This window comes from Hyphomicrobium sp., from assembly GCF_035572195.1.
Classification (GTDB): Bacteria; Pseudomonadota; Alphaproteobacteria; order Rhizobiales; family Hyphomicrobiaceae; genus Hyphomicrobium_B.
The window spans coordinates 23,964-49,132 of record NZ_DATNBA010000111.1 but is presented as its reverse complement, the minus strand read 5'-3'; the positions used below and the strand labels follow the sequence as shown (position 1 = coordinate 49,132).

The following is a 25,169-nucleotide window of genomic DNA, read 5'->3' as shown; positions in this document are numbered from 1 at the left end:
GCTAGCCGCATTGCAAGGCAACTGGCGAGGTTCTTCAGCGATGTGGCAGGCGATTGCGGATCGCGGCAAGCGGCGCTCTGAATTCCCGGTAAAATTTCCACCCGGCCTTGCGGCGTTGGAAGCTCTCAGATCGCAGTCGCGCCGGCTCACGGCATTTGCACGCGATATAGAGCCGAAGGTTTATGGCCGCGTCGGCAATCTCGAGGTCCGTCTGGCGCGGACGTGGTCGGAGATCAAACTTGCACAGCGGCTGCGCTACCAGGTTTTCTTCGAGGAGATGTCGGCCACTCCGACGCGCCTTGCGCAGTTTCGCCGCCGGGACGAAGACGCCTACGATGCCATCTGCGATCATTTGCTCGTCGTCGATCTCGATCAGACGACGCCGCGCCGGCACGGCCGCCCCGAACGGCCGAAGGTCGTCGGCACCTATCGCATTCTTCGGCAGGAAATCGCCGAGCGCGGTCCGGGGTTCTACTCGGCGGCGGAGTACGATATTGGCGCCCTTCTTCGCGCAAAATCGCACGACTACAGCTTCATGGAGCTTGGGCGCTCATGCGTGCTTGCGCCCTATCGCAACAAACGCTCCGTCGAGCTTCTCTGGCACGGTCTTTGGACGTATGTCCGCGAGAACCGCATCGATGTAATGATCGGCTGCGCCAGCTTCGAAGGCACCGATCCGAATACGCACGCAATGGCGCTGAGCTTCCTGCATCATCATGCGCTGGCGCCGGCCGAATGGCGCTGCCGCGCGCACGATTCCCTTCATGTTGAGATGGGTCTTATTCCGAAAAGCTCTCTTGATGCCAAAGCCGCCATGAAGGCGATGCCGCCGTTGATCAAGGCTTATCTCAGGCTTGGCGCTTTCGTCGGCGATGGCGCTGTCATCGACCGGCAATTCGGCACGACCGATGTGCTCATTATCATGCCGGTGGAGAAGATCGATCCGCGCTATTTCGAGCATTACGGCACGCCGGACGAAACCAAAAGCCGGATTGCAGCCGACGCGTAATGACTTCTAGCAATTATTCGCGCCGGGGCCGTGGGCCGCGCGCCACGATGCAGATCATAATCAACATCTGTTGATCCGAACCGACGCGACAGGTTGCGGGAGACGTGTCCGCAACCTATGGATGGCCTCGACTTTGGTCGGGGGCGTCTGGCTTCAGAATATCCCCGATGAAGCCCGGCGTGTCGAACTCGAACGAACATCCTGATGTCCAGAAACGAAAAACCGCGCAAGCCCGGCCCGGCAGAATTCGCAAGCGAAGCCGTAGCCGAAGTCTCGCACGTCGAAGGCGAGCCCGCAGCCTTTGCCGATGCGACACCGGTGATGGCGCAGTATCTCGAGATCAAGGCGGCAAATCCCGATAGCCTGCTCTGGTATCGGATGGGCGATTTCTACGAACTCTTTTTCGAAGATGCCGTTGCGGCTTCAGAGGCCCTGTCGATCGTTCTGACCAAACGCGGCAAGCATCAGGGCCGGGATATTCCGATGTGCGGCGTGCCGGTGCATCGGGCCGACGAATATCTTCAACGTCTGATCAAGCACGGTTATCGCGTCGCGGTCTGCGAGCAGCTCGAGGATCCGGCCGAAGCGCGAAAGCGCGGCGCCAAGGCCGTCGTCAAGCGGGACGTCGTGCGTCTCGTCACGCCTGGGACGCTGACAGAAGAAGCTCTCCTCGATGCCAAGGCACGCAACTACCTGACTGCGGTCTATTGCGAGACGCCGCACGAACTCGGGGCCATGGCGGCGGAATCGCGGCTGGCCGTCGCTTCGCTCGATATTTCGACGGGCGAGTTCGAGATCTCCGAGGTGACGGGTCTCGATCTGGCGGGCGAGTTGATCCGGTTGGCGCCGGGCGAAGTGCTGGCGCCGGACGGGCTGCTGGCCGACCCGATGTTCACGCGATCCGTCGACTACTCAGGCGGCAAACCGACGCCGATCCCGTCGGCTTATTTCGATCCCAAAGCCGGCGCTCGCGATCTGAAGGCGTGTCTCGGGGTCGCCGACCTCTCGGGCTTCGGCACATTTTCGCGGGCCGAGCTTGCCGCGATCGCTGCCGTTCTGAAGTACGTCGACCTGACACAAATGGGTCGGAAACCGCTCATTCGAGCGCCAAAGAGAGCAGGCGGCGCCGGTCTTTCTATCGATGCGGCGAGCCGCGCGAGCCTGGAACTCGTCAAATCCGTGTCCGGTGAGAAATCGTCGACACTTTTGGGGGCCATCGACCGGACGGTGACGGCCGGCGGGGCGCGGGAGCTGCAAGCGCGGCTGTCGAGCCCATTGACCGACTCGGGTGCGATCGACGCAAGGCTCGATGCTGTCACCTACCTGGTGACCAACCGCAGGCTCATCGACGATGTGCGTTTTGAGCTTCGTACGGCGCCCGATCTGGCGCGCGCCTTGCCGCGTCTGGCTTTCGGACGGGGTGGGCCGCGCGATGTAGCCGCCGTGCGCGATGCGATCGGCGTTGCTCGCGATGCCGCCGCTTTACTTGGCGAAACGGCCGGCCCGTTGGCTTTACCTGTCGAGTTGCAATCGGTGTGCGAGCGGTTGAGCGCGGTACCGGCGACCCTGGTCACAGCGCTCGAGACCGCGCTTGTCGATGATCCGCCGCTGTTGCGCCGAGACGGCGGCTTCGTCAGGGAGGGCCACAACGCCGATCTCGATGCGGCTCGGGCCTTGCGCAACGACAGTCGCAAGGTGATGGCGGAACTCGAAGCCGGTTACATCGCCGAGACCGGCATCAAGACCTTGCGAATTCGTCACAACAATATTCTGGGCTTCTTCATCGAAGTGAGCCAGCTCAATGCAAAGCCACTTCTGTCGCCACCGTTGAGCGAGAAGTTCCGGCACCGCCAGACGATGGCCAACGCCGTGCGCTTCGCGACGCCGGAGCTTCTCGAAACGGAAGGCCGAATCGCGTCCGCAAGCGAACGCGCGCTCAATCTGGAGCAGGAGATTTTCGCCGATCTCACTCAGACCATCGCGGCAGCAGGAGGTGCACTCGGCGCCGCCGCGACGGCGCTGGCAGAACTCGACGTTTTTGCGTCGCTCGCGCAACTGGCGCTCGAGCAGGGCTACGCGCGTCCCATCGTCGATCACAGTCTGGCTTTTGAAATCCGTGGCGGACGCCATCCCGTCGTGCAGCAGGCATTGTCCAAGACGGAGGCGAGCACCTTCATTGAAAACGACTGCGTGCTTGGGCGAAGCGGTTCGAGCGCGCCGCCGGGATTCGACGAGCTTCCGGAAGCGCGCATCTGGCTGGTAACGGGCCCGAACATGGCGGGCAAGTCGACGTTCTTGCGCCAGAATGCATTGATCGCGGTGATGGCGCAGATGGGCTCGTATGTACCGGCGCGGAGCGCCCACATCGGCGTCATCGACCGGGTATTCTCGCGTGTCGGGGCGTCCGACGATCTGGCGCGCGGCCGCTCGACGTTCATGGTCGAGATGGTCGAGACGGCGGCGATCCTCAATCAGGCGACTGAGCGGTCGCTGGTCATTCTCGATGAAATCGGCCGCGGCACCGCGACGTTCGACGGCCTATCCATCGCCTGGGCGACGGTTGAATACCTGCATTCCGTCACGAAGGCGCGGGCGCTATTTGCGACCCACTACCACGAACTGACGGCGCTGGCGCGACGCCTCGACGGCATCACCAACGTCACGATGGACGTCGCGGAATGGCAGGATACGATCGTTTTTCTGCATAAGGTTAAGGCCGGGGCAGCAGACCGTTCGTACGGAATCCAGGTCGCCAAGCTGGCCGGACTTCCTCATACGGTCGTCGAGCGGGCGCGCGAAGTCCTGACGCGGCTCGAAAAGGCCGATCGGCGTCCTCGCCTGGGAGATGATGGTATCGACGACCTGCCGCTATTTTCGGCGGCGCGGCCTCGCGGCGGCGCGACGGACGTCCCCCTTTCGGCCGTTGAAAAGGTACTGAGTGGCATGCATCCTGACGAGATGTCGCCCAAGGCGGCGCTTGAGAAACTATATGAACTCAAAGCTCTTGCCGACAACGCGAAGAAGACGAAGTCTTGACTGATGACGCGCAAAACAGACTGATCCCGCCGCCCTATTTCGACGGCCACGCTGCGCGTCTCGAATTGACCGCACACTACAATGCCACCACGACGCTAGCGGAAGCGCGGGTGCAGGTTCTCGAAAGCCTGAAGACCATCGTTAGAAATGCACGTCACGCCGCCCAAGCGGCACTCGAGGTTGATGGCAACGGACGGCGCTGTGCGGCCGGCCTCAACCAATTCCAGGATGAACTGATCCGGCTGATCTACGACTACACGGTCACGCACGTCTACCGCGCCACCAATCCGTCGGAAGCCGAGCGTATGGCTATCGTTGCGACCGGCGGCTACGGGCGCGGTCTGCTGGCGCCGGGCTCCGACATCGATCTACTCTTTCTATTGCCGTACAAGCAGACCCCGTGGGGCGAGAGCGTCGCGGAGTACATGCTCTATTTGCTCTGGGATCTCGGCTTCAAGGTCGGCCACGCGACGCGCACCGTCGACCAGTGTCTGAAGTACGGGCAGGCCGACATCACGGTTCGCACGGCGCTTCTCGATGCGCGATTGATACTTGGCGACGCGCAGCTCTTTGACGAATTCGAACAACGGTTCCGCTCGGAGGTGGTGAAGGGTTCCGCGCGACAATTCATCGACGCCAAAATGGCCGAGCGGGACGAGCGGACGCGGCGGGCCGGCGAGAGCCGCTACAAGGTCGAGCCCAATATCAAGGACGGGAAGGGAGGCCTCCGCGATCTCCATACGCTGCAATGGCTATCGAAATATATTTTCGGACAGGAAGTCGGTACGGCAGCCGTCGAAGCCGGCATCTTCACGCCGGAAGAGGTGCAGACGTTTCGGCGCTGCGAGGATTTTCTTTGGCGGGTGCGTTGTTTCCTGCATTTCTTGACGGGCCGCCCCGAAGAAGTGTTGTCGTTCGAAGTGCAACCGGCAATGGCGCAGAGCCTCGGTTATACGTCGCGTGGCGGAATGAGGGCCGTCGAACGCTTCATGAAGCACTACTTCCTGATCGCCAAGGACGTCGGAGATCTGACGACGATCCTTTGCGGCGCGCTCGAAATGCAGCAACTGAAAACTACGCCGAGATACCGGCGACTCTTAAGTCCGCTCAATTGGAAGATGCGGCGCGAGGTTCGCCAGAAAACCGACTTCCGTATCGACAACGATCGGCTGAACGTCGCCGACCCTGAAGTCTTCACGCGCGACCCGGTCAATCTCATTCGGTTTTTCGCGCATGCCGCGACCACCGGCGCCTATCTGCATCCCGACGCGATCCGTCTGCTGCGAGCGTCATTGCGGCTGATCGACGACGATCTGAGGCAAAATTGCGAAGCCAATCAGATTTTTCTGTCTTTGCTCACCGCGCAGGGCAATCCTGAAGTGTCTCTGCGGCACATGAACGAAGCCGGCGTCTTAGGCCGGTTTGTTCCCGAGTTCGGCCGCATCGTGGCGATGATGCAATTCAATATGTATCATCACTATACCGTCGATGAACACCTGCTGCGGACCCTCGGCAACGTCGCTGCCATCGAGCGGGGCGAACTTGCCGCCGAGCTGCCGCTTTCAACCGCGGTCTTCGGTTCCATTCAGAACAGGCGGGCGTTGTTTATCGCAGCATTCCTGCACGACATCGGCAAGGGCCGGAAGGAAGATCATTCGATCGTCGGAGCGCGGATAGCCCGCAAGCTCTGCCCGCGCCTCGGTTTGATGCCCGCCGAGACCGAACTTGTCGCCTGGCTCATCACGGAGCATCTGACGATGAGCAATTTCGCTCATTCGCGCGATATTTCCGATCCCGAGACGATCCGAGCGTTTGCCAATATCGTGCAAAGCCCCGAGCGGTTGAAGCTGCTTTTGGTCTTGACGTGCGCCGATATCATGGCCGTCGGTCCCGGCGTCTGGAACGGCTGGAAGGGGCAGTTGCTGCGCACGCTCTTTCACGAAACGGAGCCGCTGGTCGCCGGCGGTCATACGCAAATTCCGCGAAGCGAGCGCATAGAACAGGCGCAAGCCGCATTACGCAATGCCTTGTCGGACTGGCCGGTGCAGGAGATCAACGCCTTCATCGACCGTCACTATGCGAACTATTGGCTGCGGACCGATCTCGCGACGCAGCTGACGCATGCGCAGGTAGTTCGCGACGCCACGCAGTCGCACACGAAGCTCGCCACGACGGTCAAGACAGATTCATTCACAGCGATCACGGAGCTGACGATTTTTGCGCCAAACCATGCGCGGCTTCTGGCACTTTTTGCCGGGTCGTGTGCAGCGGCAGGCGCCAATATCGCGGGCGCCCACATTACGACCACCCGTGATGGCTATGCGCTCGACACGTTCCTGCTCAACCGTGAGTTTCAGGAGGACGAAGACGAGCTGCGGCGCGCCGACCGCATTTCCAGTACCATCCAACGCTTGCTCAACGGTCACGATCAGCTCCCGGCGCTGCTGGAACGGCGGCGGCGCACGAGTGCGCGAGGCGGTAACGCCTTTACGGTCGAGCCGGAAGTCGTCATCAACAATGGGCTATCGGAGCGGCTCACCGTCGTCGAAGTTGCGGGCCGCGATCGCCCGGGTCTCCTCTATGACCTGACATCGGCTCTTTCGGATTTGTCGCTCGATATCGCCTCGGCGCACATCACGACATTCGGCGAGAAGGCCGTCGACGTCTTCTACGTGACGGACCTCACTGGCAAGCAGATCGTCAGCGAGGCGCGACAGAGGACGATCCGGGCACGGCTGCAATCCATTCTTGCGGACGAAGAACGCGCCAAGGTCGTGCCAGGCATGGCCGGCAGCTAAACCACAGCAAAAAAAGACGGCTGACCGTCACGATCCGGCCAACCGGGCCGGGTACCCAGGGCCCGAAACCCACCGGCTCGAGAAGGAGCTCGGCTAGAGAAGTGTGCCTGATGACGCAGGGTTCAGGCCAAATTAAGAGGTCAAGCGACCGCCCTTGCCCCTGAACCCGAACACCATTACCCCGCTCATCCGATGAAGCTTTATAAATCGTTCGCTACCGTCGGCGGATTGACGCTGCTGAGCCGCGTCTTCGGCTTTCTGCGCGACATCCTGATTGCCGCCACGCTCGGATCGGGCTGGGTGGCCGATGCGTTCGTCGTCGCCTTCCGCTTTCCGAACCTGTTTCGCAGGCTTTTTGGCGAAGGGGCGTTCAATTCGGCGTTCGTGCCGATCTTTGCCAAAAAACTCGAAGGTGAAGGACGCGATGCGGCGCGCGGCTTCGCCGAAGAGGCGATGGCAGGTCTGCTGTTCATTCTGCTGATTGTTACGATCGTGGCCGAGCTGGCGATGCCGTTTCTGATGTACGGCCTGGCGCCGGGCTTCGATGCGGTACCGGAAAAGTTCGACCTGTCGGTGCTCCTAACGCGCATCACAATGCCCTACCTGCTGTGCATGTCGATCGTGGCGCTGATGTCGGGAGCGCTGAATTCAGTCGGTCGCTTTGTGGAAAGCGCTTCCGTCTCGATCGTGCTCAACGGCGTGATGATGGTCGCGACGCTGTTTTCGCTATGGCTCGGGTTCAGAGCCGAACCGGAAGCCGGTGTCATCCAGGCCTGGGCAGTGTTCGTCGCAGGTTTCCTGCAACTCGTCGTCTTGATATGGGGCATGCGGCGTGCCGGTCTGACGCTCGGCTTCAGACGACCGCGGATGACGGACGATATGCGCCATCTCATTCGTCTCGGCGTGCCAGGAGTGATTTCCGGCGGCGTCACGCAGATCAACATCGCGATCGGGACGGTCATTGCGTCGCTGGAGCCAGGCGCCGTATCGCAGCTCTACTATGCGGACCGGGTTTATGAGCTGCCGTTGGCGATCGTCGGCATTGCTGTCGGCATCGTGCTTCTGCCGGATGTTGCCCGCCAGCTGCGCGCCGGTAATACGGCCGCCGTCATGGACAGCCAGAACCGCTCGCTCGAGTTCGCGCTACTGTTGACGATCCCGGCGGCGCTGGCGCTCGCCGTCATACCCTATGACATCGTCCGCGTGCTGTTCGAGCGTGGCGCATTCAAGCCGGCGGATACGGCGGCGACGGCCGCAGTGCTCGCGATGTTCGCGCTTGGCGTTCCGGCGTTCGTGATGATCAAGGTTTTCTCGCCGGCCTACTTCGCGCGCGAAGACACGACGACGCCGATGCGTTACGCAGCGATCAGCCTGACGGCGAATACGATCGGCTCCATCGTTTTGTTCTTCCTGCTGCGCGAACTCGGGATGCTGCCGCAGCTCGGCATCGCCATCGCTACGACGCTCGGCGGCTGGCTCAATGCGTATCTGCTGTGGTCGACGCTCAGCAAACGCAACGATTTTGTGACCGATGCCAGGCTGCGGCGCAACGTGCCGCTGATCATCGTCGCGAGCCTCGCGATGGTTGCCGGTCTTCTGGTCGCGAGCCATCACCTTGCGCCATACCTCGACGCGGGTAGCGGGTTCGTCGAAAAGACGTCCGCGCTCGGTGTCGAGATCGGCATCGGACTGGCTGTATTTGGCGTGGTCATCATGGCATCGGGCGTCATGTCGATGCGGCAGCTCGGGATGTTGATCGGACGTGGCGGCAAAGGCTGAAGTACTCAGGCTTGCCACTCGGGCGCTGGCACGCGATAAGGCCGTTCCCACAACATGGTGCTCTTCACATGAAAATTACGCCGCGCGTTTTCTCCGGCATGCAACCGACCGGCAGTCTCCACCTCGGCAATTACCTCGGCGCGATGATCAACTGGATCAAGATGCAGGAGACGCACGAGTGCATCTATTGCGTCGTCGATTTGCACGCGATCACTGTCTGGCAGGATCCGGCTGAGCTCAAGAATGCGATCCGGCAGGTGACCGCGACCTACATCGCAGCCGGTCTCGATCCCAAGAAGAGCGTTCTTTTCAATCAATCGCAGGTCAGCGCTCATGCCGAGCTTGCCTGGATCTTCAATTGCGTTGCCCGGCTCGGGTGGCTCAACCGCATGACGCAGTTCAAGGAGAAGGCCGGCAAAGACAAAGAGCAGGCGTCCGTTGGGCTTTATGCCTATCCGAATCTGATGGCGGCCGACATTCTGGCCTATCGCGCGACGCAGGTTCCGGTCGGTGACGATCAGAAGCAGCATCTCGAACTTGCCCGCGACATCGCGCAAAAGTTTAACAACGATTTCTCGAAAGAGATCATCGCCGAAGGTTTCTCGGATGGTATCTTCTTTCCGCTTCCCGAGCCGATCATCACCGGCCCCGCGACTCGTGTCATGAGCCTGCGCGACGGTACGAAAAAGATGTCGAAGTCGGATCCTTCCGATCTATCGCGGATTAATATGAGCGACGACGCCGATACGATCGCGAAGAAAATTCAGAAGGCGAAAACCGATACCGAACCACTTCCGAGCGACGAAAAGGGCTTCGAAGGCCGTCCCGAAGCCGAAAATCTCGTCGGCATCTATGCCGCGCTCAGCGGCCAGCCGATGGCGGAGGTTCTCAAGGATTTCGGTGGCCAGCAGTTCTCTGCATTCAAAAAGGTACTCGCGGAAGTCGCGACCGAGAAGGTCAGCCGCATCGGCGCGGAGGCCGCAAAGCTTATGCATGATCCGGCCGAGATCGACCGCATTCTGGCCGATGGTTCGGCCCGGGCGCGTGTCATCGCGGCTCCGGTCATGGCCAAGGTCAAGGATATCGTCGGTTTCATCAGAAGCTGAACGGTCGAGCGGCGGCAATGGTCGGGCGTTGCGGCGCCTCAAAAGGAATGGCAGCATCGGCACATGAAACTGCGCCGTTCATTCGAAGAAGGCCACCGCCGCAAGCTCCTGATCGTCGTCGACGAGAGCCAGGAAGTCGAAAGCGCGCTCTATTACGCGGCGAGCCGCGTGCTGCGTTCGTCCGGGTCGGTCGCCATGCTTTATGTGATCGAGCCGGGCGAATTTCAGAATTGGGCTGGTGTGCGCCAAGTTCAGCTGGAAGAGGAAACGACGAAGGCCAAAGCGCTTTTCCGTCTTTTCCGGCGGAAGCTGTCGCTCGCCGGCTTCGAGAATATCGAGACCGAGGAAATCATTCGCGAAGGCCGTCTGGCGGAAGAAATTCTCAAACTCATCGCAGATGATGAGGATATCGCCCTCTTGGTGCTGGGCGCGTCCATCGACGCAAAAGGACCTGGGCCGCTGGTTGCCTCTTTTGCCGCGGGCCGGATGGCGGGTGGATTCCCGGTGCCCATCGCCGTCGTGCCGGGTCAGCTTTCGCTGGATGAAATCAAGGCCTTAGCCTAGGCTGCGGCTGAACCGACCGCAGCCGCCCGGCCTGGACAACAGGGCCTGGTGTCCTTATGTTAGAAGTATTCTAATGTCGTATCCGATCGCATTCGGCATTAGTTTATTGACTGCGGAGCGAATTCAGAGAGGCGCCATGTTCATTCAAACCGAAGCCACGCCCAACCCGGCGACACTGAAGTTCATTCCCGGCAGAGACGTTCTAGCCGAAGGCACCGCCGATTTCCGCTCGAAAAGCGATGCTTCGGACTCGCCGCTCGCAACGCGTCTCTTTTCCATCGAGGGCGTTGACGGCGTTTTCTTCGGCTCCGATTTCATCTCGGTCACGAAGGGCGATATCGAGTGGCAGCATCTGAAGCCGATGGTGCTTGGGGCCATCATGGAACACTACATGTCCGGTGAGCCGATCACGGATGAAGAGGATTCAAACGATAGCGCCGCGGGCAGTTACGATCCCGAAGATGAGGCGACGGTGGCGACGATCAAGGAGCTTTTGGAGACGCGGGTGCGCCCGGCTGTCGCTCAAGACGGTGGCGACATCACGTTCTCTGGTTTCCGCAAGGGCGTCGTTTATCTCCACATGCGCGGCGCTTGCTCCGGCTGCCCGAGTTCGACGGCGACGCTTCGTAATGGGATCGAAAACCTGCTGAAGCACTTCTGTCCTGACGTGCAGTCCGTCGAGCCGGTTTAGCTTGAGAGAGCTCTTCAATCGAACCCCGCTCCGGCGGGGTTCTTCGTTTCAGGCATCAGGATATTCAGGTTCAAATGGCTCAACCGCTCGACAACGCCGCGTTGGATCAACTGTTCGACAAAGCCCGTACCCATAACAAATGGCAGCCGCGCGAAGTGCCGGATGAACTATTGAAGAAAATTGTCGAGCATATGAAGTGGGGTCCGACGAGTGCCAATTGCTCGCCGGCGCGCATTGTCTTCGTCAAATCGCAGGAAGCAAAAGCACGGCTGAAGCCGCATCTCAGCCCCGGCAACGTCGATAAGACGATGGCGGCACCTGCTACGGCAATTCTCGCATACGATCTCAAGTTCTATGACTATCTGCCCCGGCTCTTTCCGTCAGCCGACGCCAAAAGCTGGTTTGCCGGAAAGAAAGAGCATGCCGACATAACGGCCTTCCGCAATGGTTCATTGCAGGGCGGCTATTTCATTCTGGCGGCGCGTGCTCTGGGGCTCGATTGCGGTCCCATGTCCGGCTTCAATAATGCCGGGGTCGATGCCGAATTTTTCGCTGGAACCGAGATAAAGTCTAATTTCCTATGCAATCTGGCTTATGGCGATCCGGCGGGCGTTTATCCACGGTCTCCGCGGTTTGATTTCGACGAAATGGCCAGGATCATATAGTTTTGCCGATATGAATATTCTTTCGTTCGATACCTGTTTCGATGCGTGCTCCGTGGCGGCCGGGCGGGGCTTGAGGTCGCTTACGCCCGCAATCGCGTTTGCCTTCGAGCCGATGCACAAGGGCCATGCCGAGCGGTTGCTGCCGATGATCGAGGCCGTCATGGCGGAGGCCGGCTTGGTATTCGGGGCGCTGGACCGCATCGCGGTCAGTCGCGGGCCCGGAACGTTTACGGGCACGCGCATTTGCGTTTCGGCGGCGCGGGCGCTGGCGCTTGCCACCAAGGCCGAAATCGTTTCGCTGTCGAGCCTGAGACTGATGGCGATGAGCCCGTATATTCCCGCCGCGCCAACGCAACGCATCGCTGTCGCGACCGACGCGCGACGCGGCGAAATCTACTTCGAGGTTTATGATCGCCACACGCTCGAGAGCGTCGTCGCGGCGCAGTGTCGCGAGGTTTCCGAGGCGGCAAGCTTGCTCGGTCGCAAGCCGATCGTGATTGCGGGTTCAGGCGGCGCGTTGCTGGCTGAAGCGGCGCGCAAACAGGGCATCGATGCGACGCCGATCCTTCCGGACCTACTTCCCGACGCGCTCGACATGCTTTTCGCCGCAGGTGAGCTTCCGGCATCTGCAAGCGTGCGTCCACTCTACCTCAGGCCGCCCGACGCCAAGCCGCCATCGCCAAGTCCCTTCGTCGGAGCTGGCGTATGACGTCAAATGTTACGCCGTTTCGAAACCTGAAGCACGTCAGCTTGTTGTGGGCTTCTCCTGAACGAGCCGAAGAAATCGCGGCGCTGCACGCTAAAATCTTCGAGCCGGCATGGAGTGCGGATTCGATCAAGTCATTGCTCGAACATCCCGCAGCGACATCGCTCGTCGCCGTGGCCGGCGAACCGAAGATCGCGATAGGCTTCATCATCGGACAACTGGCCGCCGACGAGGCCGAAATACTGTCCATCGGCGTCTCGCCGAACTGGCAGCGTGCAGGCCTTGGTACGCGGCTGTTGGAGGGCTTGGCACGAGCGGCGCGTCGTGGCGAGGCCAAGCGGATCTTTCTCGAGGTTGCACAAGACAACGCGCCGGCGGTTGCCCTTTATCGTAAACTGGGTTTTGTCGAAGCGGGACGGCGGAAGCGTTACTACGAGCGGCCAGGCAGCGAAGCCGTCGATGCGCTGACGCTCGTGCTGACGCTACAGCAGTGATTTGAGTGCCGCCGCGTCGTTATGGACGCAAAGCCTTGTCCCTGCCTATATGACCCAAGTTAGATATTCGTGCTTCGAAGCCAACGCTGATGGCCATGTCCGCAATACGCGCCAAGACCGCAACACCGATCGAGTCCCGATGCGCCGAGTACGGGTTGCGCATGACGGGACAGCGCCGCGTCATTGCGCAGGTCCTGACGTCTGCGACCGACCATCCGGACGTCGAGGAAGTACATCGGCGCGCCCACGCCATCGATGCAAGAATTTCCCTTTCGACGGTCTATCGAACTCTCAAGCTTTTCTCGGCGAAGGGCATCCTCGAGCGCCATGATTTCGGTCTGGGGCGCGGGCGCTACGAGGCCGCATTGCGGGGCCATCACGATCATCTGCTGGACGTCGCGAGCGGAAAAGTGATCGAATTTTCCAACCCCGATATTGAAGCCCTGCAGGAGCGCGTCGCGCGTGAGCTTGGCTTCGAACTCGTCGGCCACCGGCTGGAGCTTTTTGGCGTGCCGCTGGCAAAAAAGAAGCCCGCCGGCCGCAAAGTCTGACAGGCGCCAATGGCAACGGGATCACTTCGCGCCTCGGCCGTGCTTCTCGCCTTCTTCGGCCTGACGCTGCCGCTCATGCCGGTTCAGGCCGTGCTGCTCAGAGTTTCAGATAAAGCCGCGCGCCGCTTTCCGCACTGGTATCACCGGCAGGTGTGCCGCATCCTTGGCATCACGCTCAAGGTTGAGGGTGCCGTCGTTCACGATGCGCCAGCGCTGCTGGTCTGCAATCATACATCCTGGCTCGATATTCCGGTTCTTTCGGCGTTGGCGCCGGTTTCGTTCGTTGCCAAATTGGAGGTCGGCGGTTGGCCCTTCGTCTCGGCCTTGGCGCGCCTGCAACGGTCGATCTTCATCGATCGCACACGCCGCCAAGCCACGGGCGACGCGGCCAACGCGATACTGGCGCGGCTCCAGCGGGGAGACACCGTCGTTTTGTTCGCGGAAGGCACCTCCAGCGACGGCAACCGGGTGTTGCCCTTCAAGACGTCGCTGTTCGGTGCGGTCGTCGGTCAGGGTGCGCCACCTGCGGCTCGCACGGTCGTGCAGACCGCCGCCGTCGTCTACACAAGCGTCCACGGCATCCCGGTCACGCGCGCTGACCGGCCAAGGATCGGCTGGTACGGCGATATGGAAATGACGTCGCACGCCTGGGGGGTCCTTAGGTCGGGGCCGATTACCGTGACCATCAAGGTCAGCCCGCCTGTGCCATTAAGCGAGTTCCGCGACCGGAAAGACCTTGCCCTCAAGAGCGAGCGCGTCATACGTCACGCCGTGCTAGGCATCTTGCGGGGGCGCCCCGGCGATCCCGATCTCGTGCCGGTCGAGCCGTCGGAAGACCACCGCCGCGGCAAGCTCGCTTCGCCGCATGCCAAGAGCCAGAGGTGGACATGACCGCCGGCTTTTATGCTATGCGCATGCCTTGACGCGACAACGCACAACCGGGATACGGCCGCACGACGTGGATCACTCCGTTCGCAAAAGTTTTTATCTGAAGACGTTCGGATGCCAGATGAACGTCTACGACAGCGAGCGCATGACCGAAGCGCTGGCGCGTGAGGGGTATGCCGAGACGGCCGAACTCGAGTCCGCCGATCTCGTGATCCTCAACACCTGCCACATCCGCGAGAAGGCGGCAGAGAAGGTCTATTCGGATCTGGGCCGCATTCGCGATATCAAGGATGCGCGCGGTAGGCACGGCAAAAACACGGTCATCGCCGTTGCGGGTTGCGTGGCACAGGCCGAGGGGGCGGAGATCACGGCGCGGCAGCCGGCGGTCGATCTCGTCATCGGTCCGCAAAGTTATCATCGTCTGCCTGAACTGATTAAGCGCATCGCGGACGAACGTAAAAGCATCGTCGAAACGGAATTTCCGGGGGACGAGAAGTTCGCCAAGTTGACTGCGCGGCGGCGCGTGTCATCGCCGTCAGCGTTTCTGACCGTGCAGGAAGGCTGCGACAAGTTCTGCAGCTTTTGCGTCGTGCCCTATACGCGTGGCGGCGAATTCTCGCGGCCCGTCGCCAAGATCGAGGCCGAGGCTCGCGAACTCGTCAGAGCCGGGGCCAGGGAAATCGTTCTCCTCGGGCAGAACGTCAACGCATATCACGGCGAAGGCGCGGGCGGCCGGGCGGCGAGCCTCGCGGACCTGATCCGTCACCTCGCCGGCATCGATGGGCTTGAGCGGCTCCGCTACATGACCAGCCATCCGCGCGACATGAGCGACGATCTGATTGCGGCTCACGCCGAGATTCCGCAGCTGATGCCGTTCCTGCATTTGCCGGTGCAGTCGGGATCGGATCGCATCCTCGCGGCAATGAACCGCAAGCATACGGCCACCGAGTACATCGATGTCATCGGGCGCGTTCGTGCGGCGAGGCCGGACATCGCCTTGTCCAGCGACTTCATCGTCGGATTTCCGGGCGAGACGGATCAGGATGCCGAGGCGACCATCGACCTGATCGAGAAGATCGGTTTTGCCCAGGCGTACTCGTTCAAATACAGCCCGCGCCCGGGAACGCCCGCGGCAATCCGCAGTCTACAAATACCGGAAGAGTTGAAAACGGAGCGGCTTCTGCGCCTGCAAGCGGTTCTCGAAGGCCAGCAGGTCGCATTCAATTGTCGCAGCATTGGCGGGGTGGTTCCGGTACTGTTCGAACGCCAGGGGCGGCAAGCGGGTGAATTTGTCGGCCGTACTCCCTATCTACAGCTTGTCCATGCTGCCGGTGCGGGCGATCTGGTCGGCAGCACGGCCAACGTTGCCGTTACGGAGGCGCGCCGCATGAGCCTTTCCGGTGTCATCGCTGCAGCATAAATCGGTTATAATGAGCACACGTGAAGTTGTGCGTTAAGCACACTGCATACGTGTCGAGAAGCCGTTTGGATGCTAGCGTTGGTGCCAGCGGCGATTCGATTTTTGGGTATGGCCAAAAAAGGAGTGTCGGGATTTGGGAGCATTTCGCGGGGCATCCGCGCCAACGTCGAGACGGCCGAGCAAACCTGTACTTGAAACCGCTCGTGTCGTCGTACCCTTCGAAGACAACCGTTTGTTGACACAGCTGCTCGGTGAATTCGACAGCAACCTCGCGCTCCTTGAAGACCGACTCGGAATTGACGCGCACGCGCACGGCAATGTCGTTATTCTGACAGGCCCGGCGAGCCCATGTGCGATTGCGCGCGAGGTTTTGGAAAAGTTATATATGCGCGCTGCGAAAGGTGAGGCGGTGGGAGCGGGCGACTTCGATGGTCTGATCCGCCACGCCCGGTCCGAGGGAGCGATCTCCGACGGACAGGCGCAGGTCGTCACGCGGCGCCGCGTCGTCAAAGCCCGCACGCCGATGCAAAGCACTTACATCCGCGCCATCGAGAAACACGATCTGGTTTTCGGTCTCGGTCCGGCAGGCACCGGCAAGACCTATATCGCAGTGGCGTTTGCCGCGCAGTGTCTCGAGCGCGGATCCGTGGAACGCATCATCCTGTCGCGGCCCGCTGTCGAGGCGGGCGAGCGCTTGGGCTTCCTGCCCGGCGACATGCGCGAAAAGGTCGACCCCTATTTGCGACCGCTCTACGATGCACTCTACGACGTGCTGCCGCCGGAGAAGGTCGAGCGTGACATCGAAACGGGCGTCATTGAGATCGCGCCTCTTGCCTTCATGCGCGGCCGCACGCTCGCCAATTCCTTCGTCATTCTCGATGAAGCGCAGAATACAACCAGCATGCAGATGAAGATGTTTCTGACGCGCATCGGCGAAGGTTCGAAGATGGTCGTCACCGGCGATCCGTCCCAAATCGATCTTCTGCCCGGAATGCGGTCGGGTCTCGAGGAGGCCGTCGAGCTTCTCTCCGAGGTCGACGACATTTCCGCCGTGCGCTTTGGGGCCGGCGATATCGTGCGCCGCGATCTTGTCGCCAAGATCGTCGATGCCTACGAGAAACCGAAGTGACCTGAGATGCCGGCGTCACAAAAGAAGCCGCGTGCCGTCCTTCGCGTGGAACTGACCGAGGACGACGGCGACTGGTCTTGCCTGGCTGATGCCGAGACGGTCATCGAACAAGCAGCGGGTGCCGTCACGGCGGTCTTGGGTCGCGAATTGCGTCCGGGTCTGGTCTCGGTTGCCTTGTCGTCCGATGCCCGTGTCGCGGTTCTCAACGAGAATTTTCGCGGTATTCCCAAGGCGACAAACGTGTTGTCATTTCCGGCCGGCGCCGGCGCTGCTGACGGCCACCTCGGCGATATCGTGATGGCTCTCGAAACCGTTAAGCGTGAGGCGCAGGAACAAGACGTCTCGTTCGAGCATCATGTGCAACATCTTGTCGTTCATGGCATATTGCACCTCTTAGGACATGATCACATCGCAACCGCCGATGCCGAACGCATGGAAGCCCTTGAAATTAAGATACTTTCCGAATTGGGTGTTGCAAATCCCTACACCGGCGCGCTGGAAACCGGTACAATCGAGTGACCGCGCCCGCGACCCATGATGACTGACCAGACACACGACAAGACCGCGTCCTCCTCGTCCGACGAAAGTCGTGCGCACGGCTGGCTGCATGTTCTTCGCGCTAGGCTTGGTTTCGCCATGCCGCAGAGTGTCCGCGATGCCCTCGAAGGAGCATTGAGGGCCGACGCTTCGACGAGCTTCACCGAAGCCGAACGCAAGATGCTGGAACGGCTTTTGCGCTTCGGCGCGAGCCGTGTTGCGTCGCTGATGATACCGCGCGCCGACATCATTGCGCTCGATGAAAACGAGCCGATTTCAGAGCTGTTGAAGACATTCGACGAGGCAGGCGTATCGCGCATACCGCTCTTCCGGGAAACGCTCGACGATCCGCGCGGTATGATCCACATCAAGGACCTATTCCGCTGGCTGATGTCGGAAGCAACCGGCCAGCCGCTGCGGATCGCGAATTCCGACGGCGCAACGGAGACACCGGCGCCGAAGAGCCTCAATCTGCAAAGCCTCGATCTCAGCCGGCCGATTACGACGGTGAAAATCCGCCGCCAGGTTCTCTACGTGCCGCCTTCGATGCCCGCCGTCGACCTGTTGATCCGCATGCAGTCGACGCGCATTCACATGGCGCTCGTCGTCGATGAGTACGGCGGAACGGACGGCGTCGTAACGATCGAAGACCTTGTCGAGCAGATCGTTGGCAACATCGAAGATGAGCACGATGACGACGAGGAAACGAATATCGTCGTGGACCCGAAGCTCGGCATCATCGCGGCGGCGCGCACGCCGATCGAGGAACTTGAAAAACATCTGGGTGTAAAACTCGTTGCCGATGCCGAGGAGACGGATGTCGACACGATCGGCGGTCTCGTGTTCTCGATGCTTGGGCGTGTGCCGGCGCGCGGCGAATTGATCCGCCATGCGACGGGCGTCGAGTTCGAAATTCTCGATGCCGATCCCCGGCGCGTCAAGAAGCTCAAGGTTCACCTGCCGCGCACACTGGCGCCCAACGTGAAGCCGGCGGCTGAAGCGCCGAAGGCGTGAGGAATGCCGAAGGCGAAAAATCGGCAACGCTCGCAGCTCTGCGATTGCGGATCATGGCACTCACGGGCTGGAGGCGTGCTGCCGTTGCATTCATTGCGGGCGGCCTTTGTGCGCTGGCGTACGCGCCGATTTTCGCTTCGCCGGTTCTGTTTTTGACGCTGCCGGTTTTCGTCTGGCTGATCGATGCAAGTCCGAATTGGCGCCGGGCCGCTAGCGCCGGCTGGCTATTCGGCTTCGGCTATTTCTTTTTTAACTTGTTTTGGGTGGGCGAAGCGTTCCTCGTCGAAGCGGAGAAATTTGCCTGGTTGCTGCCGTTTGCGGTGACGCTGTTGCCGGCGGGCCTGGCGCTTTTCTGGTCGGCGGCGGCGGCCGTTGCGCGATTGTTTTGGATCGAGGGTATCGCGCGTGTTTTCGTTTTTGCCGTTGTCCTCGCGGTGTTCGAATGGTTGCGCGGCCATGTTCTGACAGGTTTTCCCTGGAACGTTCCCGGCTATGCGCTAACCTATCCGCTGCCGCTGATGCAAAGCGCCGCTCTGTTCGGCGCCTACGGCTTGACGGCGATCGCTCTGTTTGTTTTCCCGGCGCCGCTTGTCGCGATCGCCGATGAAGGTCGCCGTCCTTCCATTGCAGGCATCGCTCGAGCAATAGCGTTGGCGGTGGTTCCGATCGCGATCCTCTTTGCCTACGGAGCCTGGCGGCTCAGCGCGCCGGAGACATTCGTCAGCGGCGTGAAGATGCGGATTGTGCAGCCAAGCGTGCCGCAGCGCGAGAAGTGGCGTGCCGAATTTCAGCGCAAAATTTTCGACGATCACGTGGCTTTGTCGCTGGCGGACCCGCAGGGCAAAGCGGATTCGCTTTCTGGCATCACGCACCTCGTTTGGCCGGAAGCGGCGATGCCGTTCTTTCCGCTCGAAACGCCGGAAGCGATCGACATTCTCGCGACCGTGATACCGCCCGGCACGACGCTGATTACCGGGGCTCTGCGACACGATCCGAAGCCGACGCCCGGCACCCTCATCTCGCCGGCAACTCGCACGCTGAACAGCATTATCGTCTTGAACGATCGGGGGGAACTCGTCAGCGTTTATGACAAGATCAAGCTCGTCCCATTTGGCGAATACGTGCCGTTTGACGCTCTCCTCTCGGGTATTGGCATCCAAAAGCTCACGCACGGACGAAGCTCGTTTGCGGAGGGCGTTTCGCCGCGCCAACTCTTAACCATCCCGGGGCTGCCGCCGGCGCTGGCCCTCGTCTGCTATGAGGCGTTGTTTCCGGGAGAGATCGTGCAGGGCGTGGCGCGTCCGGGCGTGTTGATCAACGTCACCAACGATGGCTGGTTCGGAAACACGACCGGCCCCTACCAGCATTTCTATCAGTCCCGTGTTCGTGCCGTCGAAGAGGGGGTGCCGCTGATCCGTGCCGCCAACAATGGGATTTCCGCGGTCGTCGATCCTTACGGACGGGCTCTGCAGACGCTGGGATTGAACGTGCGCGGGGTGATCGATAGCCCGCTTCCCGAAGCCTTGGCGGCGCCTCTCTATGCGAAGGCCGGCGATTGGATGCTCGTCCTTGTGCTCGTCCTGTTCGCATCGCTGGCCGGCGTGCTCAGCAAAAAAGGCAGTTTATCAAGGCCTTGACGTCAACTCGTCGCGGCGACGCTCGGACGTTGACGCCCGCCGCGCATACACCTAGGAAGTGTGAAAGCTCTCCGTATTTAACTGTTGGCTGTAAGAGCGATGGCGAACGACATTTCAACCGAGGACGCTTCCAGCGAAGAGACGCCGCGTGGATCGCGGCGCGCCAATCCGATGGATGTCCATGTCGGCTCGCGGGTCCGACTGCGGCGGATGCTGCTCGGCATGAGCCAGGAAAAGCTTGGCGAGCATCTGGGGCTGACGTTCCAGCAGGTGCAAAAGTACGAGAAGGGCGTCAACCGGATCGGCGCCAGCCGCCTCTTCGATCTCGCAAAGGTTCTCGGCGTTCCCGTGCAGTTTTTTTACGACGAGGCGCCTTCGGGCGCGCAAAGCGCCGGGGCCGTGATGACCGGCTTCGCCGAGCAACCGGATGAGACGTACGTCGTCGAGTTTCTCGGTACGCGAGAGGGGCTTGAATTGAACAAGGCATTTGCGCGCGTCACCGATCCGAAAGTGCGCCGCTCGATCGTCGATCTCGTTCGGGCGCTTGCGGGTGAAGAAGGTTGAAGCGGCCGGCTTGCTAATCCGTCTTTGCCAGCGTTCAATCTTTTCAGATGAGCATGTCGTCCAAGGCGGTAAATCTCGTGTTCGCGCAAGGCCGCGCGCTTGACCGGCAGAAGCGATGCTGCGACAAACCGGCGCTTTTCGAACAGCGGGCAACTGCTAAACCGGCTGCACATTCCATCTCAAGCGCAATAGCACTTCGCTTCAACATCGGGGGCCCCAGTGGCGCGAAAGTCCTTTCTTTTCACGAGCGAGTCCGTATCCGAAGGCCACCCTGACAAGGTCTGCGATCGCATCTCCGACGAAGTCGTCGATGCCTTCTATCGTGAAGGTGCCAAGGAAGGGCTCGATCCCTGGGGCATCCGGGCCGCATGCGAGACGATGGCCACGACGAACCGTGTGATCATCGCCGGAGAGTCGCGCGGTCCGAAAGACGTCACCGTTGCGTCGATCCAGGACATCACACGCAAGGCGATCAAGGACATCGGCTACGAGCAGGAAGGGTTCCATTGGGCAAACTGCAATATCGAAGTTCTGCTGCATTCGCAGTCGGCTGACATTGCAGCGGGCGTTGACGCCAAGCAGCCGACGAACCAGGAAGAGGGCGCGGGCGATCAGGGCATCATGTTCGGCTATGCCTGTAACGAAACGCCGGAGCTCATGCCGGCGCCGATCTATTACGCGCACAAGATTTTGCAGGATCTCGCCACGGCGCGGAAGGCCAAGCAGGCTGGAGCCGCGAAGCTCGGTCCGGATTCAAAAAGCCAGGTGACGGTTCTCTACGAAAACGGCAAGCCGGTCGGCGTAACGCAGATCGTCGTTTCGCATCAGCACGTGGATGAAGATCTGAGTTCGCGGCAAGTTCGCGAGATTATCGAACCCTATGTGCGAAAGGCGCTGCCCGAGGGCTGGATCAGCAAGGATACGATCTGGCATATCAATCCCACCGGCAAATTCTTCATCGGAGGCCCCGATGGCGACACGGGTCTGACGGGCCGCAAGATCATCGTCGATACCTACGGCGGCGCAGCACCGCATGGCGGTGGTGCATTCTCCGGCAAGGATCCGACCAAGGTTGATCGGTCGGCAGCCTACGCGGCGCGCTATCTGGCGAAAAACGTCGTCGCATCCGGCATTGCCGATCGCTGCACGATCCAGTTGTCCTACGCCATCGGCGTTGCTAAACCGCTGTCGATCTACGTTGATACGCATGGCACCGGCAAGGTCGATGAAGCGGCGATCGAGAAGGCGCTGGGCGAGGTTATGGATCTGACGCCACGCGGCATCCGCGGCCATCTCGAACTCAACAAGCCGATCTATGCACGCACGTCAGCTTACGGCCACTTCGGTCGGCCCGCTGAGAAGGACGGCGGTTTTTCATGGGAGCGCACCGACCTCGCTCCGAAGATCAAGAAGGCCGTCGCCTAAGCCCGTGGCCGATGGAATTTGAGAGTATAAAACGGCTGCGAAAGCGGCCGTTTTTGTTGTGGCGGTGCATACGACAATGTCCAGCGACGAGCATGAACTCAGATCATACGGCCGCCGGCGCGGGCGCAAGCCGAGCGAACGTCAAGCAGCGTTGCTGCGCGACTATCTCCCGCAAGTCGCTTTCGATAACGCCAAGACGCAAGGCCCTGGTCCGACCTGGCTCGAAATCGGGTTCGGCGGTGGCGAACATCTTCTCTGGCAAGCACGCCAGCATCCCGAAGTCAGGCTCATTGGCTGCGAGCCATACGAAGACGGGGTTATAAAGGTGCTGGACACCGTCGAGGCGGACGGGCTGAAGAACGTCGCTATTCACATGGGAGATGCGCGAGACGTGCTGCGAGGGCTTACTCCGTCGTCGATTGAGCGCGCCTTCATTCTCTTTCCCGATCCCTGGCCAAAGCGGAAACATCGCAAACGCCGACTCGTTAACACTTCGCTTCTCGACCTACTGGCGCTGGCCCTGAGGCCGGGGGCAGAACTTCGCATCGGAACCGATATCGGCGATTATGCGCGCACGATGCTCGAGGCTTTCGCGCGTGAGCCGCGCTTCATCTGGCAGGCCGAAAGCCCTGCCGATTGGCGGGTTCGGCCATCGGATTGGCCGGCGACCCGTTATGAGGCCAAAGCTGCCGCCGCCGGGCGGCGGAGCTATTATTTGCGATTTGTGAGGACCTAGCGCGATGCGAAAGCCTTGCGTACTTCTGAAATCTCGCCTATCTACCAGTCATTCCAATAACACTACGACCGGATAGGAGAGTGGACCTTCGGGCCCGCTCCGAACGAACTTTAGCCACGGAACGCCTTTGCAAGAGACGATCGCCAGCAACGCACCGCAGCCATCAGAGGGCAGCCCGGACACGCGCCGCTTCTTGCGCGAGACGGGCGTTGCGGCCGACATCGCTTCGATTGTCGAGCCCGTTCTCGAAGATTTGGGTTTCCGGCTTGTGCGTGTGAAGGTTCAAGGCGGCGGAACCGCCGATCGCATCGTACAGTTGATGACCGAACGCCCCGACGGTTCGATTACGATCGACGATTGCGAAGCGATCTCGAAAAGCATTTCGCCGGTGCTTGACGTCGCCGATCCGATTTCGGGTACGTATCGGCTCGAGATTTCGTCGCCCGGCATCGACCGGCCTCTGGTTCGGCCGAGTGATTTCGAGGACTGGTCGGGTCACGAAGCTCGCATCGAACTGACGGAACCTGTTGGCGGTCGCAAGCGCTTCAAGGGCGTGCTCGAAGGTTTCGAAGATGGTGAAGTTCGTATTCAAGCCGACACCGGCGAACACGGCATCCAGCTTTTGGGGCTACCGGTGCATTTGATTTCGGATGCCAAGCTCGTCCTGACCGATGAGCTGATCCGCGAAGCTCTCGCCCGCGCCAAGGAGCGCCACTCAACCCGGCCCGGTGACGGCGCCGAACTCGACGAAGACGATCTGGAGGATTGAAGTCATGGCTATGGCAGGCATTAGCGCCAACCGGCTTGAGCTTTTGCAAATTGCCGACGCCGTCGCGCGCGAAAAGACGATCGACAAGAAGATCGTTATCGAGGCGATGGAGGACGCGATCCAGAAGGCGGCGAAGTCACGCTACGGCGCGGAGAACGACATTCGCTGCGAGATTGATCCCAAAACGGGTGAAGCCAAGCTGACGCGCGTGCTAGCCGTTGTCGATCTCGTCGAAAACGACGCAACGCAGATTACCGTCGAGGACGCCAAAAAGCGCAATCCTGACGCGAAAGTCGGCGACATGCTCGCCGAAACGCTGCCGCCTCTCGAATTCGGCCGGGTCGCTGCGCAGAACGCCAAGCAGGTCATCGTTCAGAAGGTGCGCGAAGCGGAGCGCGACCGGCAGTTTGCAGAATTCAAGGATCGCGTCGGCGACACGTCGAACGGTACGGTGAAGCGGGTCGAGTACGGCAACGTCATCGTCGACCTCGGCCGGGCGGAGGGCATCATTCGCCGCGACGAGATGATCCCACGCGAGAACGTGAGGCTCGGCGATCGCATCCGCGCCTTCATCTACGAAGTGCGCCGCGAGCAGCGTGGCCCGCAAATCTTCCTGACGCGCGCGCGGCCGGAATTCATGTCGGCCCTGTTCCGCGCCGAAGTTCCCGAAATTTATGACGGCGTCGTCGAGATCAAGTCCGTCGCCCGCGATCCGGGGAGCCGCGCCAAAATCGCAGTTATTTCGAAGGATTCGTCCATCGACCCGGTCGGCGCCTGCGTCGGCATGAGGGGCGCGCGCGTGCAAGCCGTCGTCAACGAACTGCAAGGCGAGAAAGTCGACATCATCCAGTGGAACCCGGATGCGGCGAGCTTCATCGTCAACGCGCTGGCGCCTGCGGAAGTTACCAAGGTCGTGCTCGATGAAGATTCAAACCGCATCGAAGTCGTCGTTCCCGAGGCGCAGCTTTCGCTGGCGATCGGCCGGCGCGGTCAGAACGTTCGTCTGGCTTCGCAATTGACGGGCTGGGATATCGATATTCTGACGGAGCAGGAAGAAAGCGAGCGCCGGCAGAAGGAGTTCGCGGAGCGTACGCAGCTTCTGATGGATTCGCTCGATGTCGACGAGGTCATTGCCCAGCTTCTCGTGACCGAGGGCTTTGCGACGATCGATGAAGTCGCATACGTCGACCTTTCGGAAATTGCGCACATCGAAGGTTTTGACGAGGCCACGGCCGAGCAGATCCAGAGCCGGGCGCGCGAATATCTCGAGCAGCAGGAAGCCGATCGCGATGCGAAGCGGCGCGAGCTTGGCGTTGCCGATGACGTAGCGGAAATTCCCGGCATCACCACCGCGATGATGGTGGCCCTCGGCGAGAACGGCATCAAGACCGTCGAGGACTTTGCCGATTGCGCCACCGACGATCTGATCGGATGGACGGAGCGCAAGAAGGAGAAGGACGCCGAGGCCGTCAGGCATAAAGGTTTTCTGGACGGCTTCGAGCTGTCGCGGACCGATGTCGAAAACATGATCATGGCGGCTCGCGTTCACGCCGGGTGGATCAAGGCCGAGGATCTCGAACAGCCGGTGGCCGAAGCAGAAGAATCCGAGGCCGCGCCGGCGGACGACACCAGCGTCCCTGGCTGACGGCAA

At 60.9% G+C, this 25,169-nt stretch carries 22 protein-coding genes; all 22 read left to right on the top strand.

Going from position 1 to position 25,169, the window contains the following annotated elements:
• Positions 1–40 precede the first annotated feature (40 nt).
• Positions 41–1,009: a GNAT family N-acetyltransferase gene (locus tag VN623_RS09285; RefSeq protein ID WP_325570357.1), complete on the top strand. Its 969-nt coding sequence runs from the start codon at positions 41–43 to the stop codon at positions 1,007–1,009.
• Positions 1,010–1,213: 204 nt separating this feature from the next.
• Complete coding sequence (gene mutS / locus VN623_RS09280) at positions 1,214–4,045, top strand: DNA mismatch repair protein MutS (protein WP_325570355.1); 2,832 nt, start codon at positions 1,214–1,216, stop codon at positions 4,043–4,045.
• On the top strand, positions 4,042–6,843 hold the full coding sequence (locus VN623_RS09275) for a [protein-PII] uridylyltransferase (RefSeq protein WP_325570353.1): 2,802 nt from the start codon (positions 4,042–4,044) through the stop codon (positions 6,841–6,843). The genes mutS and VN623_RS09275 overlap by 4 nt, the downstream gene beginning before the upstream one ends.
• Positions 6,844–7,035: 192 nt before the next feature.
• A complete protein-coding gene (gene murJ, locus VN623_RS09270; RefSeq protein WP_325570351.1) occupies positions 7,036–8,622 on the top strand; it encodes a murein biosynthesis integral membrane protein MurJ in 1,587 nt (528 codons plus the stop codon).
• Between the two features lie 68 nt (positions 8,623–8,690).
• Positions 8,691–9,728 (top strand): tryptophan--tRNA ligase, encoded by a 1,038-nt coding sequence (trpS, locus tag VN623_RS09265; protein ID WP_325570349.1) that lies wholly within the window; start codon positions 8,691–8,693, stop codon positions 9,726–9,728.
• A 63-nt stretch (positions 9,729–9,791) separates the two neighbouring features.
• The gene (locus VN623_RS09260) at positions 9,792–10,292 is read left to right on the top strand and encodes a universal stress protein (protein WP_325570347.1); all 501 of its coding nucleotides are present in this window, start codon (positions 9,792–9,794) and stop codon (positions 10,290–10,292) included.
• Positions 10,293–10,428: 136 nt separating this feature from the next.
• Positions 10,429–10,983, top strand: coding sequence for a NifU family protein (locus VN623_RS09255; protein ID WP_325570345.1), 555 nt, complete (start codon positions 10,429–10,431; stop codon positions 10,981–10,983).
• 74 nt (positions 10,984–11,057) lie between these two features.
• Positions 11,058–11,648, top strand: coding sequence for a malonic semialdehyde reductase (locus VN623_RS09250; protein ID WP_325570343.1), 591 nt, complete (start codon positions 11,058–11,060; stop codon positions 11,646–11,648).
• A 10-nt stretch (positions 11,649–11,658) separates the two neighbouring features.
• Positions 11,659–12,357, top strand: coding sequence for a tRNA (adenosine(37)-N6)-threonylcarbamoyltransferase complex dimerization subunit type 1 TsaB (tsaB, locus tag VN623_RS09245; protein ID WP_325570341.1), 699 nt, complete (start codon positions 11,659–11,661; stop codon positions 12,355–12,357).
• Positions 12,354–12,848 (top strand): ribosomal protein S18-alanine N-acetyltransferase, encoded by a 495-nt coding sequence (rimI, locus tag VN623_RS09240; protein ID WP_325570339.1) that lies wholly within the window; start codon positions 12,354–12,356, stop codon positions 12,846–12,848. The genes tsaB and rimI overlap by 4 nt, the downstream gene beginning before the upstream one ends.
• Positions 12,849–12,943: 95 nt before the next feature.
• Positions 12,944–13,399 carry a Fur family transcriptional regulator gene (locus VN623_RS09235; RefSeq protein WP_325570382.1) on the top strand — a complete coding sequence of 152 codons (456 nt, stop codon included), beginning with the start codon at positions 12,944–12,946 and terminating at the stop codon, positions 13,397–13,399.
• A 9-nt stretch (positions 13,400–13,408) separates the two neighbouring features.
• Positions 13,409–14,290 carry a lysophospholipid acyltransferase family protein gene (locus tag VN623_RS09230; protein ID WP_325570337.1) on the top strand — a complete coding sequence of 294 codons (882 nt, stop codon included), beginning with the start codon at positions 13,409–13,411 and terminating at the stop codon, positions 14,288–14,290.
• Positions 14,291–14,357: 67 nt separating this feature from the next.
• Entirely contained in the window at positions 14,358–15,707 is a 1,350-nt protein-coding gene (gene miaB / locus VN623_RS09225) for a tRNA (N6-isopentenyl adenosine(37)-C2)-methylthiotransferase MiaB (RefSeq protein ID WP_325570335.1), read from the top strand.
• Between the two features lie 133 nt (positions 15,708–15,840).
• The gene (locus VN623_RS09220; RefSeq protein WP_325570333.1) at positions 15,841–16,836 is read left to right on the top strand and encodes a PhoH family protein; all 996 of its coding nucleotides are present in this window, start codon (positions 15,841–15,843) and stop codon (positions 16,834–16,836) included.
• Positions 16,837–16,842: 6 nt separating this feature from the next.
• A complete protein-coding gene (ybeY, locus tag VN623_RS09215; protein WP_325570330.1) occupies positions 16,843–17,355 on the top strand; it encodes an rRNA maturation RNase YbeY in 513 nt (170 codons plus the stop codon).
• Positions 17,356–17,373: 18 nt separating this feature from the next.
• Complete coding sequence (locus VN623_RS09210) at positions 17,374–18,387, top strand: hemolysin family protein (protein ID WP_325570328.1); 1,014 nt, start codon at positions 17,374–17,376, stop codon at positions 18,385–18,387.
• Positions 18,384–20,024, top strand: coding sequence for an apolipoprotein N-acyltransferase (lnt, locus tag VN623_RS09205; protein WP_325570326.1), 1,641 nt, complete (start codon positions 18,384–18,386; stop codon positions 20,022–20,024). Before VN623_RS09210 ends, lnt begins: the two co-directional genes overlap by 4 nt.
• 99 nt (positions 20,025–20,123) lie before the next feature.
• Positions 20,124–20,588, top strand: coding sequence for a helix-turn-helix transcriptional regulator (locus VN623_RS09200; RefSeq protein WP_325570323.1), 465 nt, complete (start codon positions 20,124–20,126; stop codon positions 20,586–20,588).
• A 219-nt stretch (positions 20,589–20,807) separates the two neighbouring features.
• Positions 20,808–22,013 carry a methionine adenosyltransferase gene (gene metK, locus VN623_RS09195; protein WP_325570321.1) on the top strand — a complete coding sequence of 402 codons (1,206 nt, stop codon included), beginning with the start codon at positions 20,808–20,810 and terminating at the stop codon, positions 22,011–22,013.
• Positions 22,014–22,089: 76 nt separating this feature from the next.
• Positions 22,090–22,749 (top strand): tRNA (guanosine(46)-N7)-methyltransferase TrmB, encoded by a 660-nt coding sequence (trmB, locus tag VN623_RS09190; protein ID WP_325570319.1) that lies wholly within the window; start codon positions 22,090–22,092, stop codon positions 22,747–22,749.
• Between the two features lie 127 nt (positions 22,750–22,876).
• Positions 22,877–23,518: a ribosome maturation factor RimP gene (gene rimP / locus VN623_RS09185; RefSeq protein ID WP_325570317.1), complete on the top strand. Its 642-nt coding sequence runs from the start codon at positions 22,877–22,879 to the stop codon at positions 23,516–23,518.
• A 4-nt stretch (positions 23,519–23,522) separates the two neighbouring features.
• Positions 23,523–25,163, top strand: coding sequence for a transcription termination factor NusA (gene nusA / locus VN623_RS09180; RefSeq protein WP_325570315.1), 1,641 nt, complete (start codon positions 23,523–23,525; stop codon positions 25,161–25,163).
• Positions 25,164–25,169 lie beyond the last annotated feature (6 nt).